19 protein-coding genes are annotated in these 14,030 nt (G+C 39.1%); 13 read left to right on the top strand and 6 right to left on the bottom strand.

What is annotated here, in order from left to right:
• Nucleotides 1-21: 21 nt before the first annotated feature.
• The 5 genes from sodA to DB729_RS07335 all read left to right on the top strand — a co-directional run bounded on the left by sodA (nucleotide 22) and on the right by DB729_RS07335 (nucleotide 4,443).
• Nucleotides 22-627: a superoxide dismutase SodA gene (sodA, locus tag DB729_RS07355; protein ID WP_000974728.1), complete on the top strand. Its 606-nt coding sequence runs from the start codon at nucleotides 22-24 to the stop codon at nucleotides 625-627.
• 155 nt (nucleotides 628-782) lie between these two features.
• Nucleotides 783-1,313, top strand: coding sequence for a YutD family protein (locus tag DB729_RS07350; RefSeq protein WP_001224366.1), 531 nt, complete (start codon nucleotides 783-785; stop codon nucleotides 1,311-1,313).
• A gap of 20 nt (nucleotides 1,314-1,333) precedes the next feature.
• Nucleotides 1,334-2,419 (top strand): dual-specificity RNA methyltransferase RlmN, encoded by a 1,086-nt coding sequence (gene rlmN / locus DB729_RS07345; RefSeq protein WP_109289518.1) that lies wholly within the window; start codon nucleotides 1,334-1,336, stop codon nucleotides 2,417-2,419.
• Between the two features lies 1 nt (nucleotide 2,420).
• Nucleotides 2,421-2,900 carry a VanZ family protein gene (locus tag DB729_RS07340; protein ID WP_000163106.1) on the top strand — a complete coding sequence of 160 codons (480 nt, stop codon included), beginning with the start codon at nucleotides 2,421-2,423 and terminating at the stop codon, nucleotides 2,898-2,900.
• Nucleotide 2,901: 1 nt separating this feature from the next.
• On the top strand, nucleotides 2,902-4,443 hold the full coding sequence (locus DB729_RS07335) for an ABC-F family ATP-binding cassette domain-containing protein (protein ID WP_084880811.1): 1,542 nt from the start codon (nucleotides 2,902-2,904) through the stop codon (nucleotides 4,441-4,443).
• A gap of 56 nt (nucleotides 4,444-4,499) precedes the next feature.
• On the opposite strand, the gene DB729_RS07330 is transcribed toward DB729_RS07335, so the two are convergent.
• From DB729_RS07330 to DB729_RS07315, 4 genes are all read right to left on the bottom strand, one after another.
• Nucleotides 4,500-5,303, bottom strand: a complete 804-nt coding sequence (locus DB729_RS07330) for a peptidylprolyl isomerase (RefSeq protein WP_109289519.1) — start codon at nucleotides 5,301-5,303, stop codon at nucleotides 4,500-4,502.
• 108 nt (nucleotides 5,304-5,411) lie between these two features.
• Nucleotides 5,412-5,573 carry a hypothetical protein gene (locus tag DB729_RS07325; RefSeq protein ID WP_002883133.1) on the bottom strand — a complete coding sequence of 54 codons (162 nt, stop codon included), beginning with the start codon at nucleotides 5,571-5,573 and terminating at the stop codon, nucleotides 5,412-5,414.
• A 325-nt stretch (nucleotides 5,574-5,898) separates the two neighbouring features.
• Entirely contained in the window at nucleotides 5,899-6,123 is a 225-nt protein-coding gene (locus DB729_RS07320; protein WP_000159796.1) for a helix-turn-helix transcriptional regulator, read from the bottom strand.
• Nucleotides 6,124-6,125: 2 nt separating this feature from the next.
• Complete coding sequence (locus DB729_RS07315) at nucleotides 6,126-6,722, bottom strand: membrane protein (protein WP_000749563.1); 597 nt, start codon at nucleotides 6,720-6,722, stop codon at nucleotides 6,126-6,128.
• A 695-nt stretch (nucleotides 6,723-7,417) separates the two neighbouring features.
• On the opposite strand from DB729_RS07315, the gene rpsP reads away from it, so the two are divergent.
• The 6 genes from rpsP to DB729_RS07285 all read left to right on the top strand — a co-directional run bounded on the left by rpsP (nucleotide 7,418) and on the right by DB729_RS07285 (nucleotide 9,978).
• Nucleotides 7,418-7,690, top strand: a complete 273-nt coding sequence (gene rpsP / locus DB729_RS07310; protein WP_000268760.1) for a 30S ribosomal protein S16 — start codon at nucleotides 7,418-7,420, stop codon at nucleotides 7,688-7,690.
• Between the two features lie 19 nt (nucleotides 7,691-7,709).
• Nucleotides 7,710-7,949 carry an RNA-binding protein KphA gene (kphA, locus tag DB729_RS07305; RefSeq protein ID WP_000379617.1) on the top strand — a complete coding sequence of 80 codons (240 nt, stop codon included), beginning with the start codon at nucleotides 7,710-7,712 and terminating at the stop codon, nucleotides 7,947-7,949.
• Nucleotides 7,950-7,992: 43 nt separating this feature from the next.
• Nucleotides 7,993-8,325, top strand: coding sequence for a MazG nucleotide pyrophosphohydrolase domain-containing protein (locus DB729_RS07300; RefSeq protein ID WP_109289526.1), 333 nt, complete (start codon nucleotides 7,993-7,995; stop codon nucleotides 8,323-8,325).
• 75 nt (nucleotides 8,326-8,400) lie between these two features.
• On the top strand, nucleotides 8,401-8,919 hold the full coding sequence (gene rimM / locus DB729_RS07295) for a ribosome maturation factor RimM (RefSeq protein ID WP_109289520.1): 519 nt from the start codon (nucleotides 8,401-8,403) through the stop codon (nucleotides 8,917-8,919).
• Nucleotides 8,909-9,628: a tRNA (guanosine(37)-N1)-methyltransferase TrmD gene (trmD, locus tag DB729_RS07290; protein WP_109289521.1), complete on the top strand. Its 720-nt coding sequence runs from the start codon at nucleotides 8,909-8,911 to the stop codon at nucleotides 9,626-9,628. Before rimM ends, trmD begins: the two co-directional genes overlap by 11 nt.
• Before the next feature lie 11 nt (nucleotides 9,629-9,639).
• Nucleotides 9,640-9,978, top strand: a complete 339-nt coding sequence (locus DB729_RS07285; RefSeq protein ID WP_001196045.1) for an ATP cone domain-containing protein — start codon at nucleotides 9,640-9,642, stop codon at nucleotides 9,976-9,978.
• Nucleotides 9,979-10,005: 27 nt separating this feature from the next.
• Here DB729_RS07285 and DB729_RS07280 read toward each other — a convergent pair whose 3' ends face one another.
• Nucleotides 10,006-10,329, bottom strand: coding sequence for a hypothetical protein (locus DB729_RS07280; RefSeq protein ID WP_033585751.1), 324 nt, complete (start codon nucleotides 10,327-10,329; stop codon nucleotides 10,006-10,008).
• 97 nt (nucleotides 10,330-10,426) lie between these two features.
• Between DB729_RS07280 and DB729_RS07275 the strand changes: the two genes are divergently transcribed.
• Nucleotides 10,427-10,645, top strand: a complete 219-nt coding sequence (locus tag DB729_RS07275) for a YdbC family protein (protein WP_165442246.1) — start codon at nucleotides 10,427-10,429, stop codon at nucleotides 10,643-10,645.
• A gap of 34 nt (nucleotides 10,646-10,679) precedes the next feature.
• On the opposite strand, the gene DB729_RS07270 is transcribed toward DB729_RS07275, so the two are convergent.
• Nucleotides 10,680-11,237, bottom strand: coding sequence for a TetR/AcrR family transcriptional regulator (locus DB729_RS07270; RefSeq protein WP_002878417.1), 558 nt, complete (start codon nucleotides 11,235-11,237; stop codon nucleotides 10,680-10,682).
• A 558-nt stretch (nucleotides 11,238-11,795) separates the two neighbouring features.
• On the opposite strand from DB729_RS07270, the gene DB729_RS07265 reads away from it, so the two are divergent.
• The coding region (locus tag DB729_RS07265; protein WP_244201075.1) for a Spy0128 family protein at nucleotides 11,796-14,030 on the top strand (2,235 nt) is incomplete at its 3' end.

The raw sequence follows: 14,030 nt of genomic DNA, 5'->3' as shown, positions 1-14,030 counted from the left end.
AAAGAAAAAGAGGTATTACAGATGGCTATTATCTTACCAGACCTTCCATACGCATATGACGCTTTGGAACCATACATCGATGCAGAAACAATGCACTTGCACCATGACAAACACCACCAAACTTATGTCAACAATGCAAATGCAGCTCTTGAAAAACACCCTGAAATTGGTGAAGACCTTGAAGCTTTGCTTGCTGATGTAGATTCTATCCCAGCTGATATCCGTCAAGCACTTATCAACAATGGTGGTGGACACTTGAACCACGCTCTTTTCTGGGAATTGATGACTCCTGAGAAAACAGCTCCATCAGCAGAACTTGCAGCAGCAATCGATGCAACATTTGGTTCATTTGAAGAGTTCCAAGCAGCCTTTACAGCAGCAGCTACAACTCGCTTCGGTTCTGGATGGGCATGGTTGGTTGTTAACAAAGAAGGGAAGCTTGAAGTGACTTCAACAGCAAACCAAGACACACCAATCTCAGAAGGTAAAAAACCAATCTTGGGCTTGGACGTTTGGGAACATGCTTACTACGTGAAATACCGCAACGTGCGTCCTGACTACATCAAAGCTTTCTTCTCAGTAATTAACTGGAACAAGGTAGACGAGCTTTACGCAGCAGCTAAATAATAAAATATGGAGGGAAGAATTGTTCTTCTCTTTTTAAAGTTATAAAGCAGAAGTCTGACAAAATCGTCAGACTTTTTTCATTTTTATGAGAAACGTGCTAACTGCTAGAAATTATGGTAAAATAGAGTGTTAAGTAATCGTGGAAAAGGAAGACTATGCGTAAAGAAATTGCACCTGAATTATACAACTATAACAAGTTTCCTGGCCCAGAATTTCATGTAAATGGGGATAAGGTTGAGACTGAAGGAATTGCTTTTACCTTGGTTGAAAATATCAAGGATGCTTTCGATGTGACAGTCTTTAATCAACGCTTCTCAGAAGTGTTGACCAAATTTGATTATGTCGTGGGGGACTGGAGTAATGAACAGCTCCGCCTACGTGGTTTTTACAAAGACGATCGAACAGAGGAAAAAATTGAAAAGATCAGTCGCTTACAGGACTATCTTTTAGAGTACTGTAGTTATGGTTGTGCCTATTTTGTTCTAGAAAATCAAGCACCGAAACGGGCTTCATTTGACAAAAAAATGCGTAAAAAAGAGGAGGAAAACCTTCCTAGAAGAGGCAAGAAACCTTCGCAAAATAAGAGAAAACCAAATGCCGATAAGCGAAATAGACGTCGTCATAAGGACCAAAAGTCTCAGAAAGAGGACAAGGGACAGCGCCATTTTGTCATTCGTCAGAAATAGATAGAGAATAAGGAGAAGAGATGAAACCGTCTATTTATAGTTTAACACGTCAAACCATGCAAGAATGGGTATTAGAACAAGGAGAAAAGAAATTCCGAGCAGATCAAATCTGGGAATGGCTTTACCGTAAACGTGTCCAGTCATTTGAAGAAATGACCAACCTTTCCAAGGATTTGATTGCTAAGCTCAATGACCAGTTTGTGGTAAATCCTTTGAAACAACGGATTGTACAAGAGTCAGCTGACGGTACTGTTAAGTATCTTTTCGAGTTGCCAGATGGCATGTTGATTGAGACAGTACTCATGCGTCAACACTACGGTTTGTCAGTCTGTGTGACCACTCAGGTCGGTTGTAATATCGGTTGTACCTTCTGTGCGTCAGGCTTGATTAAAAAGCAACGTGATCTTAATAACGGGGAAATCGTAGCGCAGATTATGCTGGTTCAGAAATACTTTGATGAGCGTGGTCAGGACGAACGTGTCAGCCATATCGTTGTCATGGGAATTGGTGAACCATTTGATAACTACAACAATGTTTTGAATTTTGTCCGTACCATCAATGATGACAAGGGGATGGCAATCGGTGCTCGTCACATCACGGTTTCAACCTCAGGTTTGGCCCATAGAATTCGTGACTTTGCTAATGAAGGCGTACAGGTCAATCTGGCTGTTTCTCTTCACGCACCAAACAATGAATTGCGTTCAAGCATCATGAAGATCAACCGTGCCTTTCCGATTGAAAAGCTCTTTGCAGCTATTGAGTACTATATCGAAACAACCAATCGTCGTGTAACTTTTGAATACATCATGCTCAATGAAGTCAACGATGGTGTAGAACAAGCCTTGGAATTGGCTGAATTGCTCAAAAACATCAAGAAATTGTCATATGTCAACTTGATTCCCTATAACCCAGTTAGTGAACATGACCAATATAGCCGTAGTCCTAAAGAGCGCGTGATGGCCTTCTACGATACCCTCAAGAAAAAAGGGGTCAACTGTGTTGTTCGTCAAGAGCATGGTACAGATATTGATGCAGCTTGTGGACAATTACGCTCCAATACAATGAAACGTGACCGCCAGAAGGCAGTCGCAGCGGTAAATCCATAAAATGACTAAAAAAAGAGAATTAATCTTAAGATTGGGAGTGGCTGTTTACAGCCTATGCATTGTCTGTTTTTGCTTCACTCCCCAGCCTCAACTTCCTACAGGAGTGGAAACTCCAGGTATTCAAACTTTTGGACGCCTGGTTTTTCTTTTAACTCCCTTAAACTCCCTTTGGAATCTGGGTGAAGTGACTAGTTTGGGACAAGTCCTTTGGATCTTTTTGCAGAATATTTTAAATGTCTTCTTGCTTTTCCCGCTGATTTTCCAACTTCTCTATCTTATGCCTGGTCTAAGAAATACTAAGAAAGTGATTTTGTTCAGTTTTTTACTAAGTCTAGGAATTGAGTGTACGCAACTAGTTTTAGATTTTTTCTTCGACTTTAATCGCGTCTTTGAGATTGATGATTTGTGGACCAATACCTTGGGAGGCTATTTGGCTTGGCTCCTCTATAAAGGACTGCATAAAAACAAGATAAGGAATTAGAATGAGTATTTTAGAAGTTAAAAATTTGAGTCACGGTTTTGGTGATCGTGCAATTTTTGAAGATGTCTCCTTCCGTCTCCTCAAGGGAGAACATATCGGCTTAGTCGGTGCCAATGGTGAAGGAAAATCAACCTTTATGAGTATCGTGACTGGTAAGATGTTACCTGACGAAGGAAAGGTGGAGTGGTCTAAGTATGTGACTGCTGGCTATCTGGATCAGCATGCTGTGCTAAAGGAAGGTCAAACTGTGCGTGATGTCTTGCGTACAGCCTTTGATGAGCTATTTAAAGCAGAAACTCGTATCAATGAGCTCTATATGGAAATGGCAGAGGACGGAGCGGATATTGATGCACTGATGGAAGAAGTTGGCGAACTCCAAGACCGTTTGGAGAGTCGAGATTTCTATACTTTGGATGCTAAGATTGATGAAGTGGCGCGTGCCCTCGGTGTCATGGACTATGGTATAGATACAGACGTAACAGCCTTGTCAGGTGGACAAAGAACCAAGGTACTCTTGGCTAAACTTCTCCTTGAAAAGCCTGATATCTTGTTGCTGGACGAGCCAACCAACTATCTGGATGCCGAACACATTGACTGGCTCAAGCGTTATCTCCAAAACTATGAGAATGCTTTTGTCCTTATTTCGCATGATATTCCTTTCCTCAACGACGTGATCAATATCGTTTATCATGTGGAAAATCAACAGTTGACACGTTACTCTGGTGACTACTACCAGTTCCAAGAAGTCTATGCCATGAAGAAATCTCAGCTAGAGGCGGCTTACGAACGTCAGCAGAAAGAGATAGCGGACCTCAAGGACTTTGTCGCTCGAAACAAAGCGCGTGTTGCAACACGAAACATGGCCATGTCCCGTCAAAAGAAACTCGACAAGATGGATATCATTCAACTCCAAAGCGAGAAACCAAAGCCATCCTTTGATTTCAAACCAGCTCGTACGCCAGGGCGTTTTATCTTCCAAGCCAAGGACTTGCAGATTGGTTATGACCGTCCTCTGACCAAACCCTTAAATCTTACCTTTGAACGCAATCAAAAGGTTGCAATAATTGGAGCCAATGGTATCGGGAAAACAACTCTCCTGAAGTCTCTCTTGGGCATTATCCCACCAATCGCTGGAGAAGTCGAACGTGGCGACTACCTAGAACTTGGTTATTTTGAGCAAGAAGTAGAAGGTGGCAATCGTCAAACACCTCTTGAAGCTGTTTGGAATGCTTTTCCTGCACTTAACCAAGCAGAAGTCCGTGCGGCCCTTGCTCGTTGTGGTTTGACAACTAAGCATATCGAAAGCCAGATTCAGGTCTTATCAGGTGGAGAACAAGCCAAGGTACGCTTCTGTCTCTTGATGAACCGTGAAAACAACGTTTTAGTGCTGGATGAGCCGACCAACCACCTAGATGTGGATGCTAAGGAAGAACTCAAACGGGCGCTTAAAGAATACAAAGGAAGCATTCTTATGGTTTGCCACGAACCAGACTTTTATGAAGGTTGGATGGACCAAATCTGGGACTTTAACAAGCTAACTTAAAAATGAGAAAAAAAGAAATACAGTATCGAATGCGAATACTGTATTTTTTAGGTTATTTAGGATTTAAAATCGTAATCTTTTACCACTTCGATACTATCGATAGTGATAGCAGTAGTTGGTTTGTCTTTTTCATCTTTTTCAGCCTTAGCAATCTTATCCACAACATCCATACCGTCAATCACTTGACCAAATACTGGGTGTTTACCATCTAGACTAGGATTTCCACCCTCTTTATAGGCTTCGATGATCTTCTTTGGATACTTGCTTGTAGGGAGTTTAGCAGAGGTATCTGTAGAGTTTTGGTTGATGAAGAACTGGCTACCATTGGTGTTTGGTTGACCAGTATTAGCCATAGCAAGAGCTCCTCGAATATTGTATAGGTAAGGAGAGATTTCATTTTTGAAACCAGTTCCCTTGTCCTTCGTTTTATCCTTATCATGCCAGATGGATTGACCACCTGTACCATCTCCCTTAGGATCTCCAGTTTGGACCATAAAGCCATCGATGACACGGTGGAAGGTGATGCCGTTATAGTAGCCTTCTTTGGCGTGAGTAAGGAAGTTTTCAACCGCAAGAGGTGCTAGTTTTGGAAAGAGTTTGATGCGGATATCGCCTTGATTTGTATGTAAAATGACCTCGGCTTCATCTTCAGCAACTTCCTTAGAAAGTTGAGGGAAGTTGGCATTTTCATTGGTTAAAGCGTCATTCAAATCTTTGGCAGCCTGAGCAGCTGCTTTAGAACTTTCTTCAGCTGAGATACTAGAGTCAACATAGTCATCGCCACGGAGACCACGTTGGATACTAGTACATCCAGCAAGGGCTATAGTTGATAGTAAAAGAAGGGTTGCTAGTTTTTTCATTGTTTTCCTCTCAAAAATTCATTTCTATCATTGTACCTTAAAAGTAAGGGGATTTCAAATATTAGTGACAAGGTAGTTTAAGAGGAAGCCGACCAGAAAGTCGCTTGCTTAGAGATTTTTCTTTGGATGACGGTCGATAATGTCCTGGTACTGTTCCAGTATCTGCTCTCCCTTTGGAGTCAATTTGTAACCACGAATTGAAAAGTAACTTGCTAATTCTTCTCCTGAAAAGTTGTCACGAAGGGATTGGTCCAAATCTGGAGCCTTCATCTTAGAAAGTACTGTAACTCTCCTTACTTTTGAGGATATTCTCTTTCATAGTGGTATTTAGATGATCAAGCGAGTCAAAGACAGTTTCGACAAGAGCATAGCCTTTTTCAACAGGTATTTCTAAATTTTTTGGGGCATCAATGCTATAAGTCTACTTGAAGTATTTAGAAAACTAGTTCTTAAGAAAGCTCGTAAAGAATCACAATTAGTAAACGTTAATTCGAAAGAATTACTATGCTTTAAAAGAGCACATTTTAAACGGATTTTTTCTTTCGGCTTCAATTCCTAATTAATCAATGAACTTAATACTAGGTCTCGAAAAGAATTATGCTTCCTCTTTCTGTCTGAGTTCAAAGAGGTCTTCTACTTTCAGATTAAAAACTTGAGCAATTTTAAGAGCCATTTCCAGCGAAGGATTGTAACGATTATTTTCCAAGTGCAGAATTGTCTCGCGTCGCATGCCAATGAGGTCGGCTAACTCCTGCTGGGTCATGCCTGTGGACTCACGAACAGATTTGAGATTAGTAATAATCTTGCTTTCTTTGGTCATGCTTATCCTATCCGTTCTAAGATAAGATAGACAACCGCAAAGATGCAAATCAAGACAGCTATGCTAATAAAGATCTGGCCCATGTAAAGAGTGAGAGACCCCATATACCCAATGATAACTGCTAGGATCATCAGTGCGCCTAGTATAAAAACAAACATCAAGCTAGCTGCCTTGGCTAAATTAGCATAAAAGCGTTCGTCCGGAGTTTCCTTGACATTTTTCAAACAGAAAAAACCAAATACAATCACTTCAATAACGAGGCCAATTCCCAAAATCCATTCTTTAATACCAGAACTTTCGCTTGGGGTCGCAACCCAAATCCCTACTGTATAAAAAATGCTTGCTGCAAACAAAAGTATCGTGTAAAGCTTAGCAGACAAGTCAAAAATAGTCTTTCCTTTACCTTTCTGACTCTTATGAGGCCATGGTTTCATATGTAGCCAGCCCCAAATAGCTACAATCTGACCTAACACTGAAATACCAGCAATAATTAACTTGGGTCCCCAACTAAGATTAGAACCAAATAAAACAGTAAAATCAATAAAGAGAGCTGCGGAAATCATTGTAATGAGGCCACCCGTTTTTTGACTTTTTTTCATGATAGACTCCTTTCCTTATGTTAGAAATATTTAACAATCTTTATGTTATAAATATATCACATTTAAATTTGGAAAGCAAGAATTTATGTGCCAAGGTGGCAATTATTTGAAAAAATTTTTTAATAAAAGCCTTTGATAGTCAAACAACTAAAGAATTCTTTGAAGCAATGCATCGGATTTGGTTTGGATAGTTTCGTTAATAATATTTGATGATAAAGAATTTTTGAAAAATCTAGATATTGTATGAATATCTACTTTTTTTCTTAGACTGTTATAAAGTCTGTCAGAATAAGCTTTGTAGGTGTAGAAGTTAATTTTTACAGAACTAAATTATTTCCCTATTTAGAATCTATTAATTCATATTTTATAAATTAATTAGTAGATATCGTTCTTAAAATCCTTGATATTTCGCTTGGGAACAGGCTTGGAATTTAGGAGCCAAGCATCCAAATCACGTTCAGGAGAGATGAAGGGTTTGACTTGATGGTCTTTATAAAATGTTTCTAAAATAGTATTTATGACATTCTCTTTCTGATTTTTCTTTAAAAATATAACAAATTTCTAAATGGTTTAAAAATTTTATAGTCTGTCAAGTTTTTTTCTTGACACCTGTCAAAAATCTGCTATAATAGAACATGTGCTAAATAGCTTAGCTATTTCACCGAAATAAAAAATAAGAAAAGAGACATTAAAAAATGGCAGTTAAAATCCGTTTGACTCGTATGGGTTCTAAGAAAAAACCTTTCTACCGTATCAACGTAGCAGACTCACGTTCACCACGTGACGGACGTTTCATCGAAACAGTTGGAACTTATAACCCACTTGTTGCTGAAAACCAAGTGACTTTGAAAGAAGACCGCGTTCTTGCATGGTTGGCTGATGGAGCTCAACCTTCAGATACAGTTCGCAACATCCTTTCAAAAGAAGGCGTATTGAAAAAATTCCACGATTCTAAATTCTCAAAATAAGTTTAAAGTAGGTTGACAGATGGATACGATTGAAAATCTCATTATTGCGATTGTGAAACCTTTGATTTCACAACCAGATGCCTTAACTATCAAGATTGAAGACACACCAGAGTTTTTGGAGTATCACTTGGATCTTGACCAAAGCGATGTCGGTCGTGTTATCGGTCGTAAGGGTCGCACTATCTCAGCGATAAGAACGATTGTCTACTCTGTCCCAACTGAAGACAAAAAAGTAAGAATCGTTATCGATGAAAAATAAAAAAAGCGGGACGGATGTCTCGCTTTTTTGTGAGGAGGAGAAGATGAAGGATTTAACCTTTAGACAAATACAAGACTACTTACTCGAACATTACCAGCAATCTCGAACTGAGGAAGGCCTCTTTATCAAGTTAGTGGAGGAAGTCGGAGAAGTAGCTGAGGTCTTGAATGGGCGCTCTGGTCGAAAAGAGGGCGTTCAGGACTCAAACGAGGAACTTGCCAAAGAACTGGCTGATATCATTCATTACACCGTCGCAATAGCGGCCATCAATGACATTGACCTAACTAAAACTATTTTTGACAAAGATAAGAAGGCTGCCATTAAATATCAACATGAAAGAGATTTGGAAGGATTTTTGAATGGGAAGGAGAGTTGATGTCCTCTTTCTTCAACTTGTGAAAATCCCTGGAACGTGATAAAATAAAGGGTATAAATAGATACAGGAGACAAGATGAACTACTTTAATGTTGGGAAAATCGTTAATACGCAGGGTCTGCAGGGTGAGATGCGTGTCTTGTCTGTGACGGATTTTTCAGAAGAACGGTTTAAAAAAGGAGCAGAGCTGGCTTTATTTGATGAAAAAGATCAGTTTGTCCAAACAGTAATAATCGCTAGCCATCGTAAGCAGAAGAACTTTGACATTATCAAATTCAAAGATATGTACCATATCAATGCGATTGAAAAGTACAAGGGTTATAGTCTCAAGGTCGCTGAGGAAGATTTGAATGATTTAGAAGATGGAGAATTCTATTATCACGAGATTATCGGTTTGGATGTTTACGAGGGTGATAACTTGATAGGAACTATCAAGGAAATCCTACAACCGGGAGCCAACGATGTCTGGGTGGTCAAGCGAAAAGGCAAGCGAGATTTGCTTTTACCTTACATTCCGCCAGTAGTTCTCAATGTTGATATTCCAAACAAGCGGGTCGAAGTGGAAATCTTAGAAGGGTTAGACGATGAAGATTGATATTTTAACCCTCTTTCCTGAGATGTTTTCTCCGTTGGAGCACTCGATTGTTGGAAAGGCTCGAGAAAAAGGGCTCTTGGATATCCACTACCATAATTTCAGAGAATACGCTGAAAAAGCCCGTCACGTGGACGATGAACCTTACGGAGGCGGTCAGGGGATGTTGCTCCGTGCTCAACCCATTTTCGATGCCTTTGATGCCATTGAAAAGAAAAATCCCCGCGTCATTCTTCTTGATCCTGCTGGAAAACAGTTCGATCAAGCTTACGCTGAGGATTTGGCTCAGGAAGAGGAACTGATCTTTATTTGTGGTCACTATGAAGGGTATGACGAACGCATCAAGACCTTAGTAACCGATGAAATTTCCCTAGGAGATTATGTCTTGACTGGAGGAGAATTGGCGGCCATGACCATGATCGATGCGACCGTTCGCCTGATTCCTGAAGTGATTGGCAAGGAGTCTAGCCACCAAGATGACAGTTTTTCTTCGGGACTCCTCGAATATCCTCAGTACACACGTCCTTATGACTATCGTGGCATGGTGGTTCCAGATGTGCTCATGAGTGGACACCATGAAAAGATTCGTCAGTGGCGACTGTATGAGAGCCTAAAGAAAACCTACGAGCGCAGACCTGACTTGCTAGAAAACTATCAACTAACAGCCGAAGAAGAAAAAATGCTGGCTGAAATCAAAGAAAACAAAGAATAAAGGAGAACCTTATGCAAGTAATCAAACGTAATGGAGAAATTGCTGAATTTGATCCAGATAAAATTTACCAAGCTGTCCTAAAAGCAGCTCAAACCGTTTATGTTTTGACAGATGATTTGCGTCAAAACCTTGCACAAGTTACTAAAAAAGTCGTTTTGGACTTGGAAGAAGCAAAAGTGGAACGTGCGACTATCAGCATGATCCAATCAATGGTTGAGCACCGCTTACTTGGAGCTGGCTACATCACAATCGCAGAACACTATATCTCTTATCGCTTGCAACGCGATTTGGAGAGAAGTGGTTATGGCGACCATATCGCCGTTCACCTTCATTTTGAACAAATCCGTTAAGAAAAAGAGTGGGATGCAAAGAACATCTCACTCTTTCTTAAATAGACTTTTCTGAGCTTTTTGTACGGTTGAGGGAACAAAACGAAGTCGTTTAATATCACTGATACGAATGATTCGGGTCACGTTTTTTGAAAAATTCTTGACGATAATTTGTTGGCGATTGGCGTCGTGTTTGACAATATCACCCGTAAAACTTGTCTCAGCAAGTATGATATGAACAGCCGTCGTCTTTTTCTGGATGGCTTGTTCAATCATAGCGGTGAGGGAGTTGTCCTCGATTTGAGGATGATCATCATTCCCATTGAGAAAACTATGTAGTTTATCTAGAACTAGTTGGAATGCCTGTCTCATAGAATCCTCCCTTCTTACATATCCACATTATATAAAATTTTTTTAAAAACTACAAGATTTTTCGAATAATCTAATGAAAACTAAAAAGGAGAACAAAATGGTAGAATTTACATTTGAAATCGAAGAACACTTACTGACCTTGTCCGAAAATGAAAAAGGATGGACCAAGGAAATCAACCGCGTCAGCTTTAATGGAGCCCCTGCAAAGTTTGACATTCGCGCTTGGAGTCCGGATCATACTAAAATGGGCAAGGGAATTACTCTTACAAATGAAGAATTTCAGATAATGGTTGATGCCTTTAAAGGTGGACAATAAAAAGAATCTTGAGTGGAACTCAAGATTCTTTTTTTTATGACACAATATAGTCACAGAGAGAAGTCTTAGCCAATTGAATAAAAGTCTCTCTAAATTCTTCGGGTGGTGTTGGATTATCCTTACGAATCCACACTTCAATGAATGAAATCGCCATGGCCGTAATGATATAGGCCATGTCCTCTTCACTAAAATTATATTTCAGCTGGTAGTTAACATTTTTTAGTACCCACTGAGAATATTTCTCACGTAGAAACTCCCTCCAACAAGTGGTGGCTTGAGAATTGTACAAGGTACCGACGACTTCTCGCTTTTCATAGATGAGAGGGAGAATGTGGTCTGCTAAGAAAGTGATGGGATTGCCATCTCGTTCAGGACAGTAGTTGTTAAAATTATTAAAGATCTGTTGATCAGTCTCCTTGTGGATATAATCGATAATATCTTCGAAGTTATTAAAGTGCTTTTGATAAATCGCTTGGCGGGAAATACCAGCTTCTGCAGCAATCTCAGTCATGGTAAAAGAAGTCCGCTGAGGGTTTCTCCTTGCAAGAGTGATAAAAGCACCTAAGATTAACTCTCTAGTTTTATTTGCCATAGCTTTACCCTCCTATCTATAAATATTAAAAATACTAGATTTAGTATTACCCCAAGTTTTCCTTTTAGCATAAATAAACTGAATAGATGATTATTCGAAAGCCTTTATAAGACTATTATATCATAGATTCATTATAAATAACAGATTATTACGGGGAGCTAGTACTATTTGAAAACTCCTATTATATCAGTATTTTCAGACAATTCTTGGGATAGTCACTTTTTATATGGTATCATGAAATAATATATCAAAAAAGTTGACATCGTGTAAATAAATAACTTGATAGATAAAAAGATTTTAATAAAAATATTCAACGATATGTAGTACAATAGTCATGGACGATATTTTGCTATATTTCCATCTGACCAAGAGTAATGATACTCCTGCTAAAGATTGAATTGAATAAATATTTTAAATACTATAATAGTGTAATTGTTTTTCAAAGCAAGTGTTACAAGTATGTTATCGTGTAACAAATCATGCGATTGAAAGGGGTGTTGCCTACTGGGAGAAGAAGATGCACTATTCATCAATTTCAATCATTTAGAAAGGAAAGTCATGAAATTTAAGAAATTGTGGCTCTATATTTTAACGCCACTACTCGTTTTATTGGGTTCTGCTGCTTTGACAAATACAGTTCAAGCACAAGAACTTAAAAATGTCATTACCAAAGTAGGAATTTGGGAGACTGATAATGGTAAGTTTGTGACACCAGATGCTAAAGGAGTTTACAACCTATCACCACAAAATCAATCTTACGAAAACTATAAGTTTGCTGCTGATTTTGATTTGAGCGCTTATGATGGAAAACTGCAGGATGGTGATACCTTTACATTCACTATTCCAGCTCCATTATCTGTTCGTGCTGAAACCTTTGAACTCAAAGATAAAGAGACTGATACTGCTGTAGGTGATGCAACAGCTGTTTATAATGGTGACAACCAAGGTGGTAAAGTTACCATTACTTTGAAAAACCTTGCTGAGTACCTTAAGAAAAAAGGTGGTACAGATGTTCGTGGTGTTTCAGGTACCTTCTACGTAGCTTTCAGCTCTAAGAAAGAAACAGAAGAAGAATCAATTCAACTTGATAAGACAGAAACAAAAGATGATGTCAATTTTAAGATGAAGTTCAAAAAAGGTGGAGAACAGGACTATTCTAAGGGTATTGGTAAAACAAACATTAGCAAAGTTAATGGTACTATCAATAAAGAAAAATGGGAATCAGCTCTCCTTGGAAAATCAGGAGATTATGTTCACAAGTGGAATCTTCGTGTAAACCCTAAACAAGCTGAGTACAACAAGATTGTAGTTCGCGACTGGGTTGACAAAGACTACTCTCCAATGCAAATCATCCCTGAATCAATCGTGGTTACTGCTGGTTACTACAACAAGGTATACGCTTTAGTTGACGATGTAACTCTTGAAGCAGGTAAAGACTACGAAATCAAGTGGAATGATTCTTACACTGAGTTCACTATTACCTTTAATAATGCTAAAGCTATCCGTGCTACAAACGGTAAAGCAGCAGCATTCCGTATCGTCTATAACACAACAGCGCCAGCTGACGGAACAAAAGTTCAAAACAATGCTGAAATCACAGCTGATGATAAAGTTCTTCCAGTGAGCGATGATCGTACTGAAACTATTACAAAAGTTATTGGTAACTCAACAGTTACATCAGGTGGTACTATCCAACTGAAAACTGGTTACCGTATTACGCTGTATAAAGTAGATGAAAAATCACTTGACCGTCTTGCAGGAGCTAAATTTAAAATCACTCCTCCAGAAGGTGCAACTACAGCTAAAGAAGAAATAGTAACAACAGACGCTAGTGGTGTTGCCCAGTCTAAAATCTACACTGATGAAGACGTTAAAAAGGGTGAATTCACCATCACTGAAGTTGAAGCTCCTAAAGGTTACCAATTGGATTCTACTCCAATCAAAGTAACTGTTGGTCAAGAAGGTGTTATCAAAACAGTCACAAACAAACGCAACAACACAAAAGCTCAGATCCAAGCAATTAAAAAATTGACTGGTCGTGCGATGAAAGCTGGCGAGTTTGAATTTGACTTGTTTGATGACAAGACAGATAAAGTTGTTGAAACTGTAACAAATGATGCAGATGGGAATATCAATTTTTCTGAATTGACATTTGATAAAGCTGGTACATACAACTATCACATCGTTGAGAAAAAAGCCAATAAAACAGAAAAAGGTGTTACTTATGATGCTAACCCTGTTGGCGTTACAGTCACTGTAACAGCAGACTCTGAAGGGAAATTGACTGCAGCTGTGTCTTACGAAGGTGATGATAAGACTTTTGAAAACACTTACGCTGCTGAAAAAACTTCAGCTTCTCTTGAAGTGACTAAGAAGTTGACTGGCCGTGAGTTGAAAGCTGATGAATTTGAGTTTGTCTTGAAGAATGATGCAGATGGTTCAGAACTTCAAAAAGTGAAGAACACTGCTGATGGTAAAGTAACATTCGCTCCAATCGAATATACTAAAGCTGGTACATACAACTATACCATTGTTGAAACAAACGCTGGTAAGACTGTTGATGGTGTGACTTACGATAATCTTGAAGTTAAAGTCACAGTAGAAGTTACAGATGATGGCGAAGGAAAACTTCATGCGAATGTGACTTACCCAGCGGACAAAGAATTCAATAACAGCTATGGAACTTCAAAAGCAAAAGCAGCTCTTGAAGTGACTAAGAAGTTGACAGGACGTGAGTTGAAAGCTGATGAATTTGAGTTCACTTTGACAGACCAAGACGGTAATGTGAAAGAA

Source organism: Streptococcus halitosis (assembly GCF_003143695.2).
GTDB classification, from domain to species: domain Bacteria; phylum Bacillota; class Bacilli; order Lactobacillales; family Streptococcaceae; genus Streptococcus; species Streptococcus halitosis.
Note: the sequence above shows the minus strand (reverse complement) of the source record. Positions and strands in the feature narration are given on the sequence as shown.